Genomic DNA, 16942 nt, shown 5'->3' with positions numbered 1-16942 from the left:
AAGGACGCGCTAATATGGGCAAACCGTTCGCATATACATTAATGGCCGACAAGCAGGATGCCATTGATCGGCTGGACATTCGTTTTCGTTGGGGCGGGTATGGAATCCGTGTAATCCGGTGCCATTTAACGTCTTTTCCGCCGGGCAAAATCATTCGCTTTCACAAACATTCCGAATACGAGTTTCATTTTATCCCGCGCGGCAAAGGAATTATCCGCTTCGAGGAAACCAGCTACAACGTGCAGGAAGGGCAATTTTATTTGACCGGCCCGGGCGTTTTGCATCAGCAGGAAGCAGATGACAGCGAGGCGATGGATGAGCTGTGCCTGCATGTGGACATCACTCCGCTGCCGGCCGCAGCACCTTCCGGCGACTGGGGAGAATCGTGGGAGCTGCAGGAGGCCGAAGCCTGCATTCAAGCGATCAATGCCCTTCCCCGGCGGCCGGTCGCCGATCAGTACAATGCCATGGCCTGGTTTTTGACCGCGTATCGCGCCTGGCTCAATGGCCATAGCGGCGCTTATTCGACGATCAAGCAGGCCGTGATCCAAATTCTGCTCCGCGCCTCCCGCATGTCAGCCTTGCCCGCGCTATCCATCGAGCCGCCAACCCGCAATATCAATGAGCATCGCTTCCAAATGGCGACGCAGTTCATTCATGACAACTACGCATCGCCTTTGTCGCTGCAGGAAGTGGCGGAACGGATTCGAATCAGCGGACGGCAGCTGCAGCGGATTTTCCAGGAGCAAAGCTCCGGTTCATTCAGCGCCTATTTGGAAAATTACCGTCTTTCCCAAATATGCAATGCGATCTTAGAGGGACAGGGCTCGATCGAACAGATTGCGCTCGAGCACGGCTTTGCCAGCGGCAGTTACTTGTATCATGTATTTAAAAAGCGCTTCGGCATGACACCGAAGCAGTTCAAAGCCAGTCATGCCGCCGGCGCTTCCGGCGAGACACCTTTACAACAAGCAAAGGAGATTGACTCCCATGACTAAAACGATGCGGATCGGCATCATTGGCAGCGGCGGTATTGCCGGCGCTCATGTAGCGCAATATAAACAGCTGGAAAATGTAGAAATTGTCGGCATAGCTGACGTAGTCCCGGGCAAGGCGAAACAATTTACAGACCAGCATGGTTTGGGCGGTGCGCAATCCTTCGAGGATCACCGCAAGCTGCTCGAGCTTGAGCTGGATGGCGTCAGCATTTGTACGCCTAATGTATCCCATCATCAGACGACCGTAGATGCGCTCCGCGCCGGCAAAAATGTACTGCTCGAAAAGCCGATGTCGGTCACGCTGGCTGAAGCTGTCGATATGGTCCAAGTGCAGCGCGAGACGGGGCGCATGCTTACAATCGGCTTTCAGCCCCGCTACGACCCGAATATGAAGCTGGTACAGGAGATTGTGCAATCCGGCAAGCTTGGCAAGGTCTATTATGTCGAGACAGGCGGCGGACGGCGGCGCGGCATGCCCGGCGGCACCTTCATCCGCAAGGAGCTGGCGGGAGCCGGCGCGATGGCCGATATCGGATGTTACTCTCTGGATATGGCGCTCAACGCGCTCGGCTATCCGAAGCCGCTTACCGTATCCGCCTATACGTCCAATTACTTTGGCACGAATCCGCTCTATCATCCGGAAGCGGACCGTTTTGAAGTCGAGGACTTCGGCGTAGCTATGGTGCGTTTCGAGGGCGATCTCGTGCTGCAATTCAAAATTTCCTGGGCGATGCATATGGACACGCTCGGCGCTACGATGTTTCTCGGTACGGACGGAGGCCTAAAGGTCACGCCGCACGGCTCCGGCAACTGGTCCGGCGTCTGGGACGGCAAAGTGGGCGCGATGACGCTCTACCACGACTTTATGGGGCAGCAAACGGCAACTCCGGTACCTGTCATTGAGCATGACCGCCAGCTCTTCTTCGAAAAAGTTCGCGATTTTGTCGACGCTGTGCGCGAAGGCCGCCCGGCTCCAATTCCAGGCGAGCAAATCTTAATTCAGCAAGCCATTATCGATGGCGTTCAGCGCTCGGCGGAAGCGAAGTGCGAGGTCGCAATCGAGCTGCCTTAAACAACAACGACCGGCTTGAGCGTAAAAAAACAGCCCTTCGCAAATGGAGGCCATCCATTCGCGAGGGGCTGTTTGCTGTTTTTCTCAATATCGTTCTTCCGGCATCGGCATTAAGAGCATCGCAACTGCCAAATTGCTGCCTGTAGCCAAGGTGAACACCATTTCTACAGATTCTTCCTGGTTACCGGTTCGATACAAAACGCCGGCATCTCCAAGGTTTAAAATGCTGTCATTCGTTAGAGTCACCAATTCCCCATTGACGATGAAACCGCCTGTGTAATGGCCGGCGCGCGGATTAAGCACGATCAATGTATTCGGCGCTACGCGGTTCAGCTTCAATTTGTAGACGACGCCGAAGTTGCCGACATTGACTTCATTTTGTCCGCTGGTCGCATCATAACCGACCAGATAGGAGTCGTAGTTATAGTCGCCAAGCACGATGCGGTCGCCGTCATAACCCAGCGGCTCATTCACTTCAATTGTGCGGTTGGCGCTGCTGAAGGTGCCGCGGACATGGACGTCGCGCTCCAAAATCGACAGATCAGGCAAAGATTTAATCGGATCGCGGTCTTCCTTGACGACGACGACACGGTATTGCAATTCTTTTTCCGAGAACACGTCGCCGTAAGCGGAAATAACTTGCTTCGGTTTAATCGGGAATTGGGACAATTCCGGCATTAAACTGATCGATTCGCCCGGCTTCAACGTGAACCATTTCGGCGCCGGTTTTTCCATAAGTGATTTCAAATAACGCACCGTCGACAGTTTGCCTGTATTCCCGACAAACTGATTTGGCCCGCCAAGGCCGAAGGCGCCGGTGCTGACAGTAGCTGTCGTCGAGTTCGGATTCGTTACAATCAAATACATTTTTAGCGAATAGCCGGAATTATTCAAATTGTGGAACAGGAAGCGGACATCTCCCGAAAGCACGTCCTCATAAACGATTCCTTCCTTCGTCAGCGTCTCGGGGCTGTTGCTGCGCACGAACTTCGCCCGGTCCGATTCAATGGAGTACTTGAGCGCCGGAAAACTTAAAGCCTTGCTTGAAGCCATTGCAAACTTGTCGCCAACCGCCGTATACAGCATATCGTACTCTGCGCGCGTATACAGCACTTCATCGGTAACGAAAATCGTCTTCGTTATTTTATCTTTCAAGCCTTGCTTATCTTCTACTTCCAATGTGACCTGATGTTCGCCCGGCTCGAAAAACACTTGGACATCTTTAAGCTTAGGCGTCCATGTTCTTTTTACAATTGCATTGCCGTCGTCGGTGCTCAAATCGGTATATTCAATCCGCTCACCGATGCGATATTGCAGCTTGTCTGTTGTGAAATCGGCAACTGGTGGCAAGTTAGGCGCCAGCACGTCGATCGTTACACTGTACGGCTCGCTCCATGTTCCATTCGCGTCCTGAACCTGTCTCGTAATGGTATACTGGCCCGCTTCCGGGAACACGCTCAATTTGCCTTCCCAAGCTTCGTTAATAATTCTTGCTCCGCTTGGGCTCTTGGAGCGATCCGTGTAAGTCACCATCGTTTCACCTGCGTAAATTTTGCTAGGCGATACTGTAAATTCGGCAGTCGGCGCAGGAGGAAGCGAGTTCCAGGAAAGTGAAATCGTTTTGCCCTTTATGCTGAGCTTGCTGTCGGTAACATTAGCCCAGGTGCGTACCGGAACCATTAAAGTTCCCTTAACGGCAAACGGCGCTGCCGGCGCTTTAACGATATTACTTCCCTGCTTTACTAGCGTGCTGTCCAGCTTAAAACGAATTTCCCGTTTATTGCCAGTTAGCTGTTCATTAATCGCAATCGACTCCTTGGACTTGGAGTCATAGGTTACTTTATAGCCATAACGCGTAGCCAAGCTTGCAAATGGTACAAACGTCGTACCTTTTTTCACCGTCGCCGGCTGTGGCGTTTGGAATCCCCACCCATTGTGAACCATTGCCGTACTGTCGAGCTGCAGTTCCAACTTATCGGTAATGATCTCTTCAGCAAACGCGGTCGGAGAGAACGAGCCCCCCAGCGGTAAAATCAATAATGATAACATCAACAACCATTTCAAAGATTTCATGTCCTGTCTCCTTTTCTACTTCTACAACTATCTGGTTGAATCTGCAACCTCCAAGAAGTTAAACGCCGAGCTAGCTGGAAAAGTTGCGAAATTACTCACCCAAGACATAAAATCGACACAATTTACCGCTGCGCTGGCTGGCCCCCCTTTTTTATTCGACACCATTCAACCGCATATTCGTCAAAAAGCTGCCAATCATTGCAGCAAACAGGACGATTGTCACTACTCCGACAACGATCCGCAGCCGCTTCGCCTTCTGCAGACGCGCATCATCCTTCTCCTCACGGGCTAACGTAACCGTGCGCTGTACAAACAAATAAACGACCAGTGAAATTACAAACAGAATATTAATGATAAACCATATAACCTGCCACATTAATATTAAATCCCCCCAATGTTCTTGGCTCCCCGGACGTTACTCGACAAACCCGAACTGTTGAACTAGACTAGACTTTGACAGTAATCGATAATGCGGCGAAAAGCAACCGACATCTCTGTGAACTCTAACGAAAGGACAAGATTCTGATGCCACTAACAAAAGCAGATAAAAGCAAGCAGCCGGCGCAGCATTCATTTTCCGGTTTTTCGCAAACGGATTTCGACGTGTTCGCTATTCCGGGACTGGAAGCCCGCATGGAGAAATTAATCGAACATATCCGCCCCAAGCTGCATGAGCTGGGCGAGCTGCTGTCGCCTGTCTTGAGCGAGCTGTGCGGAGAAGAGATTTATCCGCATGTGGCCAAGCATGCAAGACGAACGATCAATCCTCCGAACGACACATGGGTCGCTTTTGCTCCTAATAAACGCGGGTATAAGGCGCATCCCCATTTTCAAATCGGCTTGTTCGGCTCCCACCTGTTTGTGCAGTTCGCGATTATTTATGAAGCTGCGAATAAAGCCGTGTTTGCCGAGCACGCCCTTCAGCAGCTTTCCGACATTATGACGCATATCCCGCCGCATTTTATATGGTCGGGCAATCATATGGTCCCGGAAGGCACGCCGCAGGGACAGCTTGGAGAGGACGGGCTGCGCAGCTTGCTCGCCCGCCTGAAGTCAGTAAAAGCCTCCGAAGCGCTTTGCGGCATCCATATCGATCGGCACGATCCGCTGCTGAAGGATGGCAGCGCTTTTCTTGAAACGGCAGTTGCGACCTTCCGGCAAGTGCTGCCGCTCTATCGGATGGCCTTTTGATGACACTGGCCCATCAGTCGTGCTCCCATCGGGCGCATGCCCGTTTGCAGCAGAAAACGCATAGCCTGGCCCATTAAATGGGGCTAAGCTATGCGTTCTTTATTTTAAACTTCTGCCATTATCGCGGCTGCTGCTGCCTGACGCTGCTTTTTCGATTTGCGGAAAAACAACAGCTCATACATGCACGGCACAATAACCAAAGTTAAGATTGTCGCGGCAGCCAGCCCGCCGACAACGACAATCGCCAAGCTTTGCGAGACGATGCTGCCATTCTCAGCAGTGCCGAACAATAACGGCAGCATCGCGCAAATCGTTGCTACAGCCGTCATCAGAATCGGCCGCATCCTTGTCGCCGCCGCCTCGATTACAGCGTCCCGGATCGGCATATGCTGTTCATTTTGCTTCACCCGGTCAATCAATACGATCGCATTCGTCACCACGACGCCGATGAGCATCAATGCGCCGAACATCGCGGTGAAGTCAGGCGAGATTCCCGATACAATCAGTCCCCCGATCGCCCCGATGGCTGCAAGCGGCAGCGAGAACATAATCGCTAATGGAGCGCGGATCGTTTTGAACGCAATAACCATAATTAAATATACGATGCCGATCGAGATGAGTGCGGTCAAGCCCAAGTCGGCGAAATCTCCCGCTTGCTCCGCCGATGCCCCGCCCACTGTGTAGGCAACGCCGCCGGCAGGCTTCAATTCGTTTATTTTGTCCGCGATTTCCTTGCCCGCTACCGACAAGCGGGAAGGCTCTACCGTAGCGGTAATGCGAATATACAGTTTGCCGTCCTTATGATAGAACAAGCTGGCCTCTTCGCTTTGTTTCAGCTTGGCGATTTGATCCAGGCGCACCGGCCCTTGCTCGGTCATGACGGTTAATGCTTTGAGATCGTCTGCAGTCCGAGGATCGAATGCAGGCTGCAGCATGACCATCGTCTCCGCATTGTTCAGCGTGATGGAACCGAGCGGCAGCGGGTTCAGCAGGCCTTGCAGCTGCCGGGCGACCTCCTCGCCCTTCGCCTTCATCGGATCGAGCTCGAAGGTATATACCGGCTTTTTCTGCTCCTGATTTGTAGTTACTTTAAGAACATCGCTAATCTTCTCAATGGCGGCTGCCGCCTGCTCCGCCCCAGCGGCGATCGCTTCCGGACTATCGCCCGTAACGTCGACAGTAATCTCGGCAGCCCCGCCCCCCATCATCAAATCAGCGGCTGAGGCAGTCAGCTCCGCTCCTTTGTAATGCTCCTTTTGAGCTTTGACAGCTTCAATCAGCAGCTCGGCATCTGCGCCCTCCTTCATCCCGATCATGTAACTGACTTGTGTAGGCGAGGAGACATTTCCGTATTTGGCGCTGTCTGCGCTATTGCCATTTTGCATCAGCAGCCAATCGATATCCGTACGCTCCAGCAGCCATTGCTCCAGCTGCTTGCCGGCAGCAATCACGTCCTCGCGCGGCTTGTTATTTTCATACTCCAACGAAATGTTGACATTCGAAGCGCTGGAAGAATCAAGCGCCGCCTTCGGCATGAACATATAGGCGCCAATTGCGCCAAAGAACAATACGCCCGATACAAGCAGCGGCACCCACTTATGCTGAAGGTTCCACTTCAGGAAGCGGGAAAAACGCGGAGCTCCCTGATGTTCGGCAAGCCTTGTCCCACGCAGCAAAACCGCGCTCAGCAGCGGAACTACCGTTAAGGCAACCAGCAAGGAGGCCAGCAGCGAATAAGCTACTGTCAGGGCGAAAGGCAGTAAAAATGACTGCAAGGTCCCGCGCAGCAGTCCCATAGGCAAAAATACGGCGACCGTTACTAATGTGGATGACGTAATGGCCGAGGCAACTTCTTTCGTTGAATCGATAATTAACGAGGTGGAGAAAGACTCCTTTTGCAAACGGCGATATATATTTTCAATGACAACGATGCTGTCATCGACAAGCCGCCCGACAGCGACCGCTACACCGCCCAATGTAATAATGTTCAAGGTCACTCCCGATAAATCCAGCAAATAAAGCGTAAGCGCCAGCGACAGCGGAATGGAAATAATCGTGATCAGCGTTGCACGCACATTGCGCATAAAGAGGAGAATGACAATCGTGGCGAACAGCGCGCCCATCAGCACTTCCTTTAACATCGAATGCACAGCATTAGTAACTTGCTCTGACGTGCTCAGCATTACTTTCGCGGATGCGCCCTTCACTTCTTTATTGACCTGGCCGACCGTTTCCGCCACTGCCTCGCCTACTGCAACGGCATTGGCATTGCCGGCCTTCGTAATCGTCAAAATCAGCACATCCTCGCCGTTTACTCGGCTGATCGTTTCTTGCTGCTTCTCAAGCTCTACTGTCGCTACGTCTCCAAGTACAGTATCTGCTGTCAATGGCAGCTTGCGCAATGTGCCGATATCGGAAATCCGCGAGCTGATCTGAATATTGCCTGCCGATCCGTCGATCGTCTTCTCTCCCACAGCCGCTCCCGCTTCCCGTCCCTGCACGATGCCCATCAGCGCTTGCAGCGGAATCCCTTTCGCGGCCAGCTTATGTTCCCCGATGTCGACAGCATGCTCTTCTTTCCTTTTGTAAATTGCAGCGTTTCCTCCAGCTTGTTCGTCACCTGCTGCTCCATCGATTTCGCATCATAGCCCGGCGCGATAGTCGCTACAGTCACCATCGGATTGTCGGCCTCCGGCAAAAACTCCATCGGCAGCTTCCAATAACTAATCGCTCCTACTAAGAGCGCCATAATAACCACGATTTTCATCGCTGCCTTATTATCGAAGGCCCATTGTGTAAATTTGTACATGACCGCTTTTACTCCCTTCAAACTCTTTTCGCAAAATCTCTTGCTAAAGCTTACCTTTTTTCGGGTTGGCTCAAAAACGGCTGCAGACTAATCTTTCTCCCCGTCTCAAGACTGAGCGGAAGTAAGCCACCAGATGTACGCGTAATAATGAGTGATTACTCACTTTACAAAATTGGCATCAAACTGTATTATAAGAGTGAGTAATCACTCATTTTCACTATAAAGGAGAGGATTGTAATGTCTTCAGCGCCCTCCGTACTGCAGCTGACCTCGGTATGCCGAACCTTTAGCAGCACTGGTGCGGTTGTACTAAGTGACATTAATCTAACGATTGGGCAAGGGGAAATATTCGGCCTGCTCGGCCCGTCCGGATCCGGCAAAACCACTTTAATTAAACTAATGACCGGCATCGATCAGGCCAGTGCAGGCACTGTCGAAATGCTGCATACGCCCCTTCCCAATCGGGCAATGATGCAGCAATTTGGCTATATGGCTCAAGCAGATGCTCTGTACAGCGAGCTGACCGCAAAAGAGAATATGCGCTTCTTCGCCTCCCTTTACGGCCTAAAGGGCAAACAGCGTATGCGCAGAATCGAAGAGACGCTTGCTATTGTCGACCTGCTCGATCATTTGCATAAGCCGATCGCCGCTTATTCCGGCGGAATGAAACGCCGCCTGTCGCTGGCGATTGCCTTACTGCATGAACCGAGCCTGCTCATTTTGGATGAACCGACTGTCGGCATAGATCCCGTACTCAGACAATCCATCTGGCAAGAGCTACTTGCGCTGCGAAACAGCGGCGTTACGATCGTCGTCACTACCCATGTCATGGATGAAGCCGCTCATTGCGATCGGCTCGGCCTGATCCGGCAAGGCAAGCTGATCGCCGTCGATTCGCCTGCCGCAATTATTGCGGCAACGAACAGCACAACGATTGAAGAAGCATTTATTACACTTGGCAAGGGGGATCGGGAGTAATGCGCATACAAGCAGTTGCAGCCCGCATTATCCGTCAATTCATTCGCGATAAACGTACGCTCGCTCTTTTATTTGCAGCTCCGCTGCTCGTTCTAACGCTCGTGAAACTAGTATTTAGCGGCACGGCGGCAGATCCCCATATCGGCGTGTCTTCCGCTTTGCCCAAGGAGATTGCCGTTCAACTCACGCAGGCCGGCGCCGCGGTAACGGCTTATGAGCAGACAGAGCAAGCGCTGGATGCCCTGCAAGCAAAAAAACTTGATGCCGTTGTCGCAGTAACCGGAGGGCAGCCGGCAGTAACGCTGGAAGGCAGCGATCCGGCAGCAAGCAAGGCGGTCATCATGGTGCTGCAAAAGGCGCTGCAGCGCAGCTCTTCCGCCCCGCAGCCGCAAATCTCCTATTTGCACGGGAGCCCCGACATGTCTGCTTTTGATTCCTTCGGTCCTGTACTGATCGGCTTCTTTTCCTTTTTCTTCGTCTTTATGCTGGCCGGGGTCTCCTTTCTGCGCGAACGGACAGGAGGTACACTCGAGCGGCTGCTCGCTACCCCCATCCGCCGCTCAGAAGTAGTCGCAGGCTATATAAGCGGCTTTGGGTTGTTCACCCTGCTGCAAGCTGTCCTAATCGCCTGGTATGCGATCGATATTTTGGGCATCTATATGGACGGCTCGCTGGCGCTCGTGCTGCTGATCAACTTGCTGCTGTCGCTCACCGCATTGACGCTCGGAATATTGCTGTCTTCATTCGCGGGCAATGAATTTCAGATCATCCAGTTCATCCCGCTCGTCATCGTGCCGCAGGTGTTTTTCTCCGGATTGTTTTCACTGGATACGATGGCGCCATGGCTGCAAAAATTAAGCTATATCATGCCGCTCTATTATGGGGCTGATGCGATGAGGAATATTATGATTCGCGGTGAGGGGTGGAACGGAATTCAAGGAGACGTTTATATATTGCTGGGCTTCTCTGCCTTGTTTGCCCTGCTTAATATCGTTGCCTTGCGGCGGCACCGTGCCATATGACAAAAGCGGGAAGGTCCTCAATTATGGTATGATCTATTTTGACTATGAAATAACTGCCTGGATTTAAAAAGGAGCTGCTAATCTTGACAGAGACAATGGAGCAATGGATGGAGGAACTGCTGCTTGCCGACGGTGATGAGACGAAGATGACGGAGAAGCAGGCCAAAATTTTGGAAGCGGCAATCGCCGTATTTGCCGAGAAAGGCTTCGCCTCCTCCTCTACAAATGAAATAGCCCAGCGGGCCGGTGTCGCTGAAGGAACAATCTTCCGCCACTATAAAACAAAAAAGGATTTGCTGCTGTCGATCGTAGCGCCGACGCTGGCCAAATTTATCGCCCCATTCGTATTGCGCGATTTCAATCAAATTTTCGATGCCGAGTACAATTCTTATGAGGAACTGCTGCGGGCCATCATTGTGAATCGCATTGAATTTTTGAATAAGCACAAACGTGTTCTCAAAATACTCGTGCAGGAAATTCCCTTCCATCCCGATCTGCAGGAGCAAATGAAAAAATTCGTGCTGGCTAAAGTGCTGGAGAGGTTCGGGGTTATTATCGCTAAATTTAAGGCCTCCGGACAATTAGCCGATCTCCCGGTTGCTACAATTGTCCGTTTGACAGCCTCCGGGATAGTCAGCTACGTGCTGCTGTATGTGTACAATCAATCGCTCGATAAGCGGCAGAAGAGCGTCCAATGGGATGAAGACGGTGAGCGGGAAGCGACCATTCGTTTTATTATGAAGGGGCTTGCGCCATAATACGCTTTTTGGGTAACAAAAACAGACCTGTGCATCATTTCTTCATACAGAGGTCTGTTTTTTGTTACGAAAAAAGTAGGCCGGCATCTAGTACGTACAACATTTGCGTCCAAAACGGTGGAATGCGGGTGCGAATATTGTATTTTCTGCAACAATTTTACCGCGGCCAACCTTGCTTGATTCCCCTCACATTTGCCGAACAATATATGCTAAGTTTAACTCTGCTCTTGTACAGCCTGAGCCTGCCGGTCCAAAACTGTAAATCTCAAGAGAAGGAACAAGGCAGCGAGCGAGAGCAGACCGCCAATGATGAAGGGCAGCTGAAGCTGCAGCTTGAACAGCATCGTACCGAGCAGCGGCCCAATGATCCGCCCCAAGCTGTCCATTGAGGAGCTGAGACCGGAAGCCACACCTTGGCCGACCGTTGTCTTTTGCGTAATCAGCGAGGTCACGCACGGCCGGATTAATGAGTTGCCAATGCCGAACACGGCCAAATAAACCGTAGCCGTCCACAGCTCATGCGATGTAATCATCAATATAAAACCGACTGCAGAAATAATCAGGCCAAGCGCGATAAACTTCGGTTCATCGCCTTTGCGGATCAACCTTCTTACGACACCGCCTTGAATCAACGCCCCTACGATACCGCTTACGAGAAACATAATGCCGATCTGGAGCGGCGTGACGTTAAAGCGTGCCATCCCGAACAACTGCAGCGTCGCTTCAAGACCAGCGAGCGACAAGGAAACAAATAGAGCAAGCATATACAAATATTTCAGTGAGCCGGTAAAGGCAGTCCAGCGGGAAGGCCGGCGCTCATGAGAGGCGCGCCGCTGATCAGGCGTCAAAGATTCCGACAACTTCGTAACTGCGAGTGCGAATGTGATAATCGCCAACGCGGCCGCAGCGTAGAAAGGGGTATTTTGCGAAACTAAACTGAGCAATCCGCCGAAACCCGGCCCAATCGTAAAGCCAAGCCCAATGGACATGCCGACAAGCCCCATTCCTTTCGTCCGCTGCTCGGGAGGTGTAATATCGGCTACATAAGCTACGATCACTGATGTTACCGCCCCCGAAAACAGTCCGCCCAAAATGCGGGATAGGTACATTAATGTCAGACTGCCGTCAGCAACGCCAAATACTAGAAAGCTTGCCGCAAATCCTAATATACCAGTCAAAATTACTGGTCGTCTGCCGATCCGATCCGATAATCCGCCCCAAATTGGCGACAGCACAAACGAAATCGCGGAATAAAGCGATAACATTAATCCCAAGTGCAGCTCAACCGAGCCAGGACTAGCTTCTTTAATCAGCTCAGGCAGGACAGGAATAATTATGCCAAAGCCGATAAAAGTCGTAATCAGCATCAGCATAACGATACCTAGTCGCTTATCTCTCATAATAACAATCCCTCCACTATCATCGTACCACAACTGCGGAGCGTCTGGTTATGAACAAATGAAGAACAAACAGCAGCAGCAGTACAGAGCCGCTCAAAATAAACGGCATATGCGGGCCCAGCAAATCATACAGCTTGCCGGAGATAATGCTCCCCAGCACCATGCCGGATCCTTCAATCGTCAGAAAAAATCCCCACACGGCGCCGCGCTCCTCTTTGGGAATGGCGGTGGCAATAAGCGCATTCCAGGCCGGAATAATCATCGCATATCCGATGCCGATCAAGGCGACGACAGGAAGAACAAGCGTAAGCGAGCGTGTAAAGCCAAGCAGCGGCAAAGCAACTGCAGCCACCAAAAAACCGACATGCAAAAACCATTTCGTCCCGTAGCGGTCGACCCATTTGCCAACCGGAATAAGTCCCAGCACGGTAACGGCGCCGCCGGCTATCAGATACAAGCTGTATTGCTGCGGCGTAAGATGAAGCACCGTCCGGGCATATAACGTAAGCACCGGCGTCAGCAGCCCCAGCGCAAAGTTTTGCGTGAACATGGCGGGATATAGAAGCCAGCTTGCATGCATCGATTGGCGAACCTTGTGAAAATAGGCGGAGATGCGCTCCATTACCGGACGGCGCTGCATGGCCTTGGCGGGCTCCTTGTCCAGACGCCCCTCGATTGCAAGCGACTTTTCCCTTCCCGGCAAAAATAGCGCAACGACGACTACGAGAATCATTAAACCGGTCAGTATTTGAAAAGCTAACGTAAAATTGCTGTTAATAAAAAAGTTAATGACAATCGGTCCAGCGCCCACGCCTATGAGCCAGGACATATAAACGACACTCATAATCGTCCCGCCCGCTTCTTTTCCGGCAACCGCAGTTGATCCGGTAATAACACAAGGCCACAGCGGCGATGTCCCGACGCCAAGCAAAATGCAGGCCAGAACAAGCCAGCCGAAGGCAGACGTCAGCGCTACAATTCCGACTGCTGCAAAGGTTAAGATGACGCCGAAAAGCATAACATAGCGGTAGCCGATCCGGTCAATAATCCAACCTAGCAAGCTGCGGAAGGCATTATCGCCAATATATTGCAGCGCGAGCGCCCAGCCGATTGCATAAGCCGACAGCCCCAGCACAGTTCCCATATATACAGGCAGGATAGAGATCAGCAATGCTCCCTTCACAAATTCCACACAAAACATAATGATCAGCAATTGAATGACAAAAGGAGATTTCAGCACTTTTTTCCCTGCCCAGCCTGTTCCCTTACTCATCATCTTGCTCCCTTTCCTAGGCATTGATTGCGACAGAAATAATATACCACTGTCAACCGCCGTTCCACTATCATTAGTTTCTACAAAAATGTCGCTTGCAATCCCCCCTGTTTTTGCTATACTCAAGCTTGTTTCACTATTATCTACAACGAAAGGCTGGGATGAAGACAATGGATCATACCCGTGCCCCGCTGTTCAATGCTCTGCGCGAACATGCGGCTCATAATCCAGTTCAATTCCATATCCCCGGACATAAAAAAGGACGGGGCAGCGATCCTGAATTCAGATCGTTCATTGGCGAGAACGCCCTATCAATTGACTTAATCAATATTGCGCCTCTTGATGACCTCCATCAGCCGACAGGTGTCATCGAGGAAGCCCAAAAATTGGCAGCTGATGCTTTCGGAGCTGATTATACCTTTTTTTCGGTACAAGGAACAAGCGGAGCCATCATGACGATGATTTTATCGGTGTGCTCCCCCGGCGAGAAAATCATTGTACCGCGAAATGTGCATAAATCGATTATGTCTGCCATCATTTTTGCTGGAGCGCGTCCGGTATTCATCTCACCGGCCCGGGATGGAAATCTTGGCATCGATCACGGCATTACGACCCGCGCTGTAAAACGCGCGCTTGAGCGTCATCCGGATGCCAAGGCGGTGCTGGTCATTAATCCGACCTATTACGGCATATGCGCCAATTTGCAAGAGATTGTCGAGCTGGTGCACAGCTACGATGTTCCGGTGCTAGTCGACGAGGCGCATGGCGTGCTGATTCACTTCCATGACAAGCTGCCTATGTCCGCCATGCAAGCCGGCGCCGATATGGCTGCGACGAGCGTTCACAAGCTTGGCGGCTCCATGACGCAAAGCTCGGTGCTTAATGTCCGCAAAGGGCGCGTCAACCCGCAGCGGGTACAGACGATTATTAGCATGCTGACCACGACGTCCACTTCTTATCTGCTGCTCGGATCGCTTGATACTTCCCGCCGTCAGCTTGCTTTGCACGGCCACGAAATCGCTGAGCGCACGCTGGCGCTTGCCGGAGAGGCGCGCAAGGCGATTAACGAAATGCCCGGCCTGTATTGCTTTGGCGAGGAAATTCTGGGCGGTGAAGCGACTTTCGATTACGATGCAACGAAGCTGACGATTCATGTCCGCCATCTCGGCATAACCGGCTACGATGCGGAAAATTGGCTGCGCGAACATTATAATATCGAAGTTGAATTAAGCGATATGTACAATATTTTATGCCTGATTACATCCGGCGACGCCGAGGACTCTGTTGATACGCTGCTGACAGCGCTGCGCGAGATGGCTAGAGTGAATTACGAGGTCAACGAGGCCAAGGAGCTTATAGTCAAAATACCGGAAATTCCGCAGCTGTCGCTTACTCCCCGCGACGCCTTTTACGCCGAAACGGAAATTGTTCCGTTCAAACAATCGGCAGGACGGATCATTGCAGAATTTATCTATGTATACCCGCCGGGCATTCCGATTTTGCTGCCGGGTGAAGTTATTTCCCAATCGAATATCGACTATATCGTCGATCATATCGAGGTGGGACTGCCTGTTAAAGGCCCTGAGGACCGCAGCATTGAGTTTGTTAAAGTTATTGTGGAAGAGACGGCTATCTCGTAGACGTTATTGCACCCCTCCATTGGTCTTGCCATGGAGGTTTTCTTTTTCATTGTAAACCAAATAAAGGAATGCTATGATGTTGGTGGAGGTGGCGAAGTTGAGTCAAAGCGCTTACATCACATTTGTCGACGGATCCGTTGTAGATCGTCTGGAGCTGGCAGAAGTTAAGGAACAGCTGAATCGTTATTGTGAGCAGACTGCGTTGACAGGACAGCAGCTTGGATGGAACTACACCGAGGCAGCCTTCCCATATACGATTGAGACAAAACCAGGCGAAGAAGACCGCTGGTTTTATTTGCAAGGTACAGAAGCAAGGTACAAGCACATCGTCTTCGGTGTCGGCACGACAATTGAGGAAGGCGCAGAACGCGCTTATGTCCAAATCGTGCTTCCCGATACATCTACGCACGGCGATAAATCAAAAGGCAATGAATTGTGCAAATATATGGCTAAGCAGCTGCAAGCAAGGCTAACCTTATTCAACGGACGCACGATCTATTATAATCCGCGTAAGTAAGATTCAAACAAAAACGCCGCTCCCAGCCGGGTGCGGCGTTTTTGCGAGCTTTTCCGGCATAAGAAAGGCAGGCAGCCATTCTCACCGTCAAACCGCTTATAAAACTAAGCTTCGTTTTCGCTTTGCGCAATTTCTTCGTAAATTTTTGTGACGCGCTCCCACTCAGCATCGTCCTCAATGCCTACCAGGTACGCTTCGTCATCCTCTTCCTCGATGCGGAAAATAACACCGTCCGATTCCAGATCATTGCGATCCAGCAGCACAGCGTATACTTGCTCTTCCGATTCAAAGGTGTAGACCATTACCATTTCGCGCTCTTGGCCTTCTTCATCTGTCACCAAAAACACATGTTCTTCATGTTCATGGTCGTGACCGCACCCGCAATTGTCACCATGTTCGTGATTATGCTCACTCATTGTTCGTAACCTCGTTTCCAATTAAACGTAACTTTCCTCCGTATCGTATCATGAAGAAAACCTCGGGTCAAACAAGACACGGGGGCGTTCAGATCAAAATAAAGAAGCTATCCTTTCGTCCACCGATTTAGGATAGCTCCGCCGTCATTTTATTGAGCCGTAATTATTTTTTCAGATACAAGCTTCCATTCGTCATTTGCGGTTAATTTGATAAAGAAACGAACGGCATATTTGCCGGATGCATCAAAATTATATTTGATATCCTCTGTCCGGAACCAGAAGTTGTCTTTCTCTACTGTTACATTCTGGGATTGAATCACTTTCTCGTCACCGGAAGGATCAAAGATTGATACTTTAACAGCTGCTACACTGGTCAACAAATTGTCGATCTGGGCGAAAACTTTGAAAGTATAACGGTTACCCTTCTTTACATTGCCGAAAATATTGTTGTCCTGAAACAGAAACATATGAACATTCGGCTTGTAGACGATTGCCCTCTTCGCTGAATCGTCCCAGACAACCAGCGCTTGCAGCGTATCTGCCAGCTGCCGGACAGCCAGAAACGTCCTGCCCTCAGACGATAACCCGGCATCATCCAGCTCTTCCCCATTGACAATGACTCTCACCTTCTGCGCAGCTGCATCAGCGAATATCATTGTACCGCCCCACATGCATACGACCAGCAGCAAGATGAGAAGCTTTCTAAACCTCATGATGTCACCACCCTCCATCCTGTATCTGCATATAAGGTTATACTCCACTGTCAATACGAAGTTGCGCTTGTCCGAAAAAATT

Annotated in this window: 16 protein-coding genes; 8 read left to right on the top strand and 8 right to left on the bottom strand. The window is 51.2% G+C overall.

Annotation, left to right across the window (positions count from 1 at the left end):
- Positions 1 to 14: 14 nt before the first annotated feature.
- Both ACFQ0N_RS03780 and ACFQ0N_RS03775 read left to right on the top strand, forming a co-directional pair.
- Positions 15 to 998, top strand: coding sequence for an AraC family transcriptional regulator (locus ACFQ0N_RS03780; RefSeq protein WP_379323033.1), 984 nt, complete (start codon positions 15 to 17; stop codon positions 996 to 998).
- Positions 991 to 2070 carry a Gfo/Idh/MocA family protein gene (locus ACFQ0N_RS03775; RefSeq protein ID WP_379323032.1) on the top strand — a complete coding sequence of 360 codons (1080 nt, stop codon included), beginning with the start codon at positions 991 to 993 and terminating at the stop codon, positions 2068 to 2070. The genes ACFQ0N_RS03780 and ACFQ0N_RS03775 overlap by 8 nt, the downstream gene beginning before the upstream one ends.
- Positions 2071 to 2154: 84 nt before the next feature.
- Here ACFQ0N_RS03775 and ACFQ0N_RS03770 read toward each other — a convergent pair whose 3' ends face one another.
- On the bottom strand, positions 2155 to 4143 hold the full coding sequence (locus tag ACFQ0N_RS03770; RefSeq protein ID WP_379323031.1) for a copper amine oxidase N-terminal domain-containing protein: 1989 nt from the start codon (positions 4141 to 4143) through the stop codon (positions 2155 to 2157).
- Positions 4144 to 4294: 151 nt separating this feature from the next.
- A complete protein-coding gene (locus ACFQ0N_RS03765) occupies positions 4295 to 4519 on the bottom strand; it encodes a hypothetical protein (protein WP_379323030.1) in 225 nt (74 codons plus the stop codon).
- 149 nt (positions 4520 to 4668) lie between these two features.
- On the opposite strand from ACFQ0N_RS03765, the gene ACFQ0N_RS03760 reads away from it, so the two are divergent.
- Complete coding sequence (locus ACFQ0N_RS03760; protein ID WP_379323029.1) at positions 4669 to 5334, top strand: YktB family protein; 666 nt, start codon at positions 4669 to 4671, stop codon at positions 5332 to 5334.
- 104 nt (positions 5335 to 5438) lie between these two features.
- Here the strand turns inward: ACFQ0N_RS03760 and ACFQ0N_RS03755 are convergent, their stop codons facing one another.
- Positions 5439 to 7856 (bottom strand): efflux RND transporter permease subunit, encoded by a 2418-nt coding sequence (locus ACFQ0N_RS03755; RefSeq protein ID WP_379324242.1) that lies wholly within the window; start codon positions 7854 to 7856, stop codon positions 5439 to 5441.
- Positions 7844 to 8143, bottom strand: a complete 300-nt coding sequence (locus ACFQ0N_RS03750; RefSeq protein WP_379323028.1) for an efflux RND transporter permease subunit — start codon at positions 8141 to 8143, stop codon at positions 7844 to 7846. Before ACFQ0N_RS03750 ends, ACFQ0N_RS03755 begins: the two co-directional genes overlap by 13 nt.
- A 237-nt stretch (positions 8144 to 8380) precedes the next feature.
- Here ACFQ0N_RS03750 and ACFQ0N_RS03745 point away from each other — a divergent pair, with 237 nt between their 5' ends.
- The 3 genes from ACFQ0N_RS03745 to ACFQ0N_RS03735 all read left to right on the top strand — a co-directional run bounded on the left by ACFQ0N_RS03745 (position 8381) and on the right by ACFQ0N_RS03735 (position 10901).
- Positions 8381 to 9121 (top strand): ABC transporter ATP-binding protein, encoded by a 741-nt coding sequence (locus tag ACFQ0N_RS03745; protein ID WP_379323027.1) that lies wholly within the window; start codon positions 8381 to 8383, stop codon positions 9119 to 9121.
- Positions 9121 to 10143, top strand: coding sequence for an ABC transporter permease (locus ACFQ0N_RS03740; protein WP_379323026.1), 1023 nt, complete (start codon positions 9121 to 9123; stop codon positions 10141 to 10143). The genes ACFQ0N_RS03745 and ACFQ0N_RS03740 overlap by 1 nt, the downstream gene beginning before the upstream one ends.
- 95 nt (positions 10144 to 10238) lie before the next feature.
- Entirely contained in the window at positions 10239 to 10901 is a 663-nt protein-coding gene (locus ACFQ0N_RS03735; protein ID WP_379324241.1) for a TetR/AcrR family transcriptional regulator, read from the top strand.
- Positions 10902 to 11116: 215 nt separating this feature from the next.
- Here ACFQ0N_RS03735 and ACFQ0N_RS03730 read toward each other — a convergent pair whose 3' ends face one another.
- Positions 11117 to 12301: an MFS transporter gene (locus ACFQ0N_RS03730; RefSeq protein WP_379323025.1), complete on the bottom strand. Its 1185-nt coding sequence runs from the start codon at positions 12299 to 12301 to the stop codon at positions 11117 to 11119.
- Positions 12302 to 12320: 19 nt separating this feature from the next.
- Positions 12321 to 13574 carry an MFS transporter gene (locus ACFQ0N_RS03725; protein WP_379323024.1) on the bottom strand — a complete coding sequence of 418 codons (1254 nt, stop codon included), beginning with the start codon at positions 13572 to 13574 and terminating at the stop codon, positions 12321 to 12323.
- Positions 13575 to 13744: 170 nt separating this feature from the next.
- Between ACFQ0N_RS03725 and ACFQ0N_RS03720 the strand changes: the two genes are divergently transcribed.
- Positions 13745 to 15214 (top strand): aminotransferase class I/II-fold pyridoxal phosphate-dependent enzyme, encoded by a 1470-nt coding sequence (locus ACFQ0N_RS03720; protein ID WP_379323023.1) that lies wholly within the window; start codon positions 13745 to 13747, stop codon positions 15212 to 15214.
- A 97-nt stretch (positions 15215 to 15311) separates the two neighbouring features.
- Positions 15312 to 15731, top strand: coding sequence for a DUF1885 family protein (locus ACFQ0N_RS03715; protein WP_379323022.1), 420 nt, complete (start codon positions 15312 to 15314; stop codon positions 15729 to 15731).
- Between the two features lie 104 nt (positions 15732 to 15835).
- Here the strand turns inward: ACFQ0N_RS03715 and ACFQ0N_RS03710 are convergent, their stop codons facing one another.
- Together ACFQ0N_RS03710 and ACFQ0N_RS03705 are read right to left on the bottom strand one after the other, a co-directional pair.
- Positions 15836 to 16147 (bottom strand): DUF1292 domain-containing protein, encoded by a 312-nt coding sequence (locus ACFQ0N_RS03710; protein WP_379323021.1) that lies wholly within the window; start codon positions 16145 to 16147, stop codon positions 15836 to 15838.
- Positions 16148 to 16296: 149 nt separating this feature from the next.
- On the bottom strand, positions 16297 to 16860 hold the full coding sequence (locus ACFQ0N_RS03705) for a stalk domain-containing protein (protein ID WP_379323020.1): 564 nt from the start codon (positions 16858 to 16860) through the stop codon (positions 16297 to 16299).
- Positions 16861 to 16942: the final 82 nt, after the last annotated feature.

The sequence above is a fragment of the Paenibacillus sp. GCM10027626 genome, from assembly GCF_042676285.1.
In the GTDB taxonomy this organism is placed as follows: Bacteria; Bacillota; Bacilli; order Paenibacillales; family Paenibacillaceae; genus Paenibacillus_Z.
This window is presented reverse-complemented; position numbering and strand designations above follow the sequence as displayed.

Coding starts and splice junctions, on each gene's coding strand:
- ACFQ0N_RS03780 (WP_379323033.1), top strand. CDS start 15: ATGGGCAAACCGTTCGCATATACATTAATGGCCGACAAGCAGGATGCC.
- ACFQ0N_RS03775 (WP_379323032.1), top strand. CDS start 991: ATGACTAAAACGATGCGGATCGGCATCATTGGCAGCGGCGGTATTGCC.
- ACFQ0N_RS03770 (WP_379323031.1), bottom strand. CDS start 4,143: ATGAAATCTTTGAAATGGTTGTTGATGTTATCATTATTGATTTTACCG.
- ACFQ0N_RS03765 (WP_379323030.1), bottom strand. CDS start 4,519: ATGTGGCAGGTTATATGGTTTATCATTAATATTCTGTTTGTAATTTCA.
- ACFQ0N_RS03760 (WP_379323029.1), top strand. CDS start 4,669: ATGCCACTAACAAAAGCAGATAAAAGCAAGCAGCCGGCGCAGCATTCA.
- ACFQ0N_RS03750 (WP_379323028.1), bottom strand. CDS start 8,143: ATGTACAAATTTACACAATGGGCCTTCGATAATAAGGCAGCGATGAAA.
- ACFQ0N_RS03745 (WP_379323027.1), top strand. CDS start 8,381: ATGTCTTCAGCGCCCTCCGTACTGCAGCTGACCTCGGTATGCCGAACC.
- ACFQ0N_RS03740 (WP_379323026.1), top strand. CDS start 9,121: ATGCGCATACAAGCAGTTGCAGCCCGCATTATCCGTCAATTCATTCGC.
- ACFQ0N_RS03735 (WP_379324241.1), top strand. CDS start 10,239: ATGGAGCAATGGATGGAGGAACTGCTGCTTGCCGACGGTGATGAGACG.
- ACFQ0N_RS03730 (WP_379323025.1), bottom strand. CDS start 12,301: ATGAGAGATAAGCGACTAGGTATCGTTATGCTGATGCTGATTACGACT.
- ACFQ0N_RS03725 (WP_379323024.1), bottom strand. CDS start 13,574: ATGAGTAAGGGAACAGGCTGGGCAGGGAAAAAAGTGCTGAAATCTCCT.
- ACFQ0N_RS03720 (WP_379323023.1), top strand. CDS start 13,745: ATGGATCATACCCGTGCCCCGCTGTTCAATGCTCTGCGCGAACATGCG.
- ACFQ0N_RS03710 (WP_379323021.1), bottom strand. CDS start 16,147: ATGAGTGAGCATAATCACGAACATGGTGACAATTGCGGGTGCGGTCAC.
- ACFQ0N_RS03705 (WP_379323020.1), bottom strand. CDS start 16,860: ATGAGGTTTAGAAAGCTTCTCATCTTGCTGCTGGTCGTATGCATGTGG.